The following is a 3,256-nucleotide window of genomic DNA, read 5'->3' as shown; positions in this document are numbered from 1 at the left end:
TACATGCGGCGAAGTTCGCGGGACTGTCGGTCGGAGAGCTTGGGCTTTTTGCCGCGCAGCTTGCCCTTGGCGCGCGCCACGGCCATGCCCTCGCGGGTGCGCATGCGGATCAGGTCGGATTCAAACTCGGCGAAGGTGGCTAGGATGTTGAAGAACATCTTTCCCATAGGGTCACTGGGGTCATAGACCGCGCCTCCCAGAGCGAGTTTGACCCCTCGGGCTTGCAGCTGAGCGGCAATCTCACGCGCGTCCGGGACGGATCGTGCCAGGCGGTCGAGCTTGGCCACCACCAGGGTGTCCCCTTCGCGGACGGCCGCGAGGGCCTGATCCAAGCCGGGGCGGTCGCGATTGCGCCCGGTGAGACCGTGGTCAGTGTAGACGCGCTCGGGATCGACGCCGAGGCCGATCAGCGCTTCACGCTGTGCCGTCAGGTCCTGTTTGTCGGTGGAGCAGCGAGCATATCCGATGCGGACGTTCTTCATGGCCAGATTGTACGTTAAGGGTGCCATCACTGCAATTTTTATCGTACTGTCTTTTTGAGATGCGGTGAGTCCTGCTTTCCCGGGAAGGCCCAAGCCCATGCCCAACCGTCCGCAGACCGATCCCCTTTCGGACAGCCTCGCGGACTTCTCTGAGGCTGAGCGGGATGTCGCAATGTCCCGGTTCCAAGCGTTGCGCCCCCATGTCCAGGACGGGGCCACCCTGACCGAAACGGCGGTGATGGCGAATGTCCCGATCCGCACGATACAACGGTGGGCGGCAAGTTACCGCGACGGCGGTCTCGCCGGTCTTGCCCGGCGTCGGCGCTCCGATGCCGGACACCGACGCCTGCCGGCCGATCTCGTCGAAGCGATCAAGACTCTGACGCTCGGGAAACCGCGTTTATCCGCAGCGGCCATTCGCCGGCGACTTGGGCCGCTGGTCGAAGCGCAGAACTGGCGGATGCCGTCCTATGCCGCCGTGCATGCCATCGTTCGGGGTCTCGATCCGGGCCTTGTCACTTTGGCCCATGATGGCGCCGCAGCCTATCGCGATCGCTTCGAGTTGATCCATAGACATAGGGCGGACCGACCGAATGCGGTCTGGCAGGCTGACCATACACAGCTCGACCTGCTGATCCTGGACGCCAACGCGAAGCCGGTGCGGCCTTGGCTGACCATCGTCATCGACGATCATTCGCGGGCCATTGCGGGATACGCCACCTTCATCGGAGCGCCTTCCGCCTTGCAAACGGCGCTCGCGCTGCGCCAGGCGATTTGGCGCAAGACGGATTTGGCCTGGCCGGTCTGCGGCATTCCCGATGCGCTCTATGTCGATCACGGCAGCGATTTCACGAGCCGCCATCTGGAACAGGTCACCGCCGATTTGCGGATCGAGCTGACGTTTTCCACCGTGGCGCGCCCGCAGGGACGCGGCAAGGTCGAGCGGTTTTTCGGCACCGTGAACAGCGAGCTGCTTCCCGAACTGCCAGGCAACCTTGTGAACGGCAAACCGACGTCCGCGCCAAGCCTGACGCTTTCCGACCTGGACAAGGCGGTCGCGGCGTTCATCATCGGAAGCTACAACGCCCGTCCACATAGCGGGATCGGCCTTGCCCCGAAACGAGCCTGGCTGGCAGAGGGATGGCTGCCGCGCCTTCCCGAGAGCCTCGAAGCGCTCGATCTACTGCTGTTGACGGTCGCCAAGTCCCGCCTCGTTCGTCGCGACGGCATATATTTTCAGGGCCTTCGCTACATGGACCCGACGCTCGCGGCCTATGTCGGCGAGGATGTCGTCATCCGCTACGACCCCCGCGACGTCACCGAGATACGCGTGTTTCATCGTGATCGCTTTCTCTGCCGGGCGGTGAGTCCGGAACACGCCGGTCTGACGATTTCGCTGAAGGACATCCAGCAGGCGCGGACGGCGCGTCGAAAGGAACTGCGCGGGGAAATCGCGACCCGCACCCGGAAGGTGACGGAGTTTCTCGCGGAACAGAAAAGGCCCGCCCCGGCTCGACCGAAGGAGACCACTGCGCCGTCGCCGAGGCTTGCCCTTTACGAGGAGGATCGTAAGCCGTGACGACACGTCGCCCCGGCAGCTTTATCGCGACGCGTGAGCACAGGCGCTTCATCGAGTTCGCTGATGCCGTGCGCCGCCACGCCACGATCGGCCTTTGTCATGGTCCCGCAGGGGTCGGAAAAACGCTGTCCGCGCGACGTTACGCGCACTGGGACCTTGCGGAGCCCTTGTTGACCGACTGGGGACCGCGCGCGACCTCCGACGAAAAAGTCTATGCCGCTTTGGCGCGGTCGCGCACACTCTTCTACACCCCGGTCGTCGCCGGCGCGATGGCCACGATGCGCAAGGACATATCGCTCCTGATCAACCGCGTGAGCGCGTGCATCGAACAGGGCCTCAGCAGGCCGGGCCGCAACGCGGCGCCGATCGGCCGCCTCGAACTTATCATAATTGACGAAGCCGAGCGCCTTACCACGACCACGCTCGAATATCTCCGCGACCAGTTCGACCGCAGCGATACCGGCCTGATCCTGATCGGCATGCCCGGTATCGAGAGGCGCATGGCCCGATACCCGCAGCTCTACAGCCGCATCGGCTTCTCTCACCGATATGCGCCGCTCTCGAAGGACGAACTCGCCTTCGTCCTCAAGCGCCATTGGCAGCACCGGGGCCAGGAAATGAGCGACGACGACTTCACGGACGCCCAAGTCATGGCCGCGATCGCCCGCCTCACTGGTGGAAACTTCCGCCTCCTTCAGCGCCTCTTCGTCCAGGTCGACCGCGTCCTGCGCATCAACGAGCTCTCGGTCGTCACCGCCGAGGTCGTCGAAGCCGCCGCATCCGCCCTCGTCATCGGACACGCCACTTAGCGATCAAGAAAGTACGCCACATAACGATCAAAGTCACACCCGCTACAAGGACTTAGGCGGGACAAAACCCCCGTGACAAAACCTTTGCAGTTTAGGGAGGTTTTTGTCACAATGCGGCATGATCCTTGGCTATGCCCGCGTATCGACCGAAGACCAGAACCTCGATGCCCAGCTCGATGCGCTGAAGGGGTCGGGAGCGCAGCGCATCTTCTCCGACAAGATCAGTGGCTCGCTGCGCAAGCGGCCTGAGCTTGATCGTCTGCTCGACCAGCTCCGCGAGGGGGATGTCATCGTCGTCACAAAGTACGACCGCCTGGCGCGCTCCCTGCGCGACCTGCTGGACATTGTCGAGGTCATCAAGGCTCGCGGTGCGGGCTTCCGGTCCT

General features: G+C 63.7%; 4 protein-coding genes. 3 read left to right on the top strand and 1 reads right to left on the bottom strand.

Annotated features, from left to right (window positions below):
- A partial coding sequence (locus tag ACFHYO_RS15675; protein WP_394321630.1) for a recombinase family protein occupies positions 1 to 482 on the bottom strand: 482 nt, incomplete at its 3' end.
- Positions 483 to 579: 97 nt separating this feature from the next.
- Here ACFHYO_RS15675 and ACFHYO_RS15670 point away from each other — a divergent pair.
- The 3 genes from ACFHYO_RS15670 to ACFHYO_RS15660 all read left to right on the top strand — a co-directional run.
- Positions 580 to 2,061: a TnsB C-terminal domain-containing protein gene (locus tag ACFHYO_RS15670; RefSeq protein ID WP_394321629.1), complete on the top strand. Its 1,482-nt coding sequence runs from the start codon at positions 580 to 582 to the stop codon at positions 2,059 to 2,061.
- The gene (locus ACFHYO_RS15665) at positions 2,058 to 2,870 is read left to right on the top strand and encodes an AAA family ATPase (RefSeq protein WP_394321627.1); all 813 of its coding nucleotides are present in this window, start codon (positions 2,058 to 2,060) and stop codon (positions 2,868 to 2,870) included. Before ACFHYO_RS15670 ends, ACFHYO_RS15665 begins: the two co-directional genes overlap by 4 nt.
- 118 nt (positions 2,871 to 2,988) lie before the next feature.
- Positions 2,989 to 3,256: recombinase family protein (locus ACFHYO_RS15660; RefSeq protein WP_394321625.1), on the top strand; the 268-nt coding region annotated here is incomplete at its 3' end.

The sequence above is a fragment of the Paracoccus panacisoli genome, assembly GCF_042435015.1.
Lineage (GTDB): Bacteria > Pseudomonadota > Alphaproteobacteria > Rhodobacterales > Rhodobacteraceae > Paracoccus > Paracoccus panacisoli.
The sequence above is the reverse complement of the archived record's forward strand: the minus strand, read 5'-3'. Positions and strand labels throughout refer to the sequence as shown.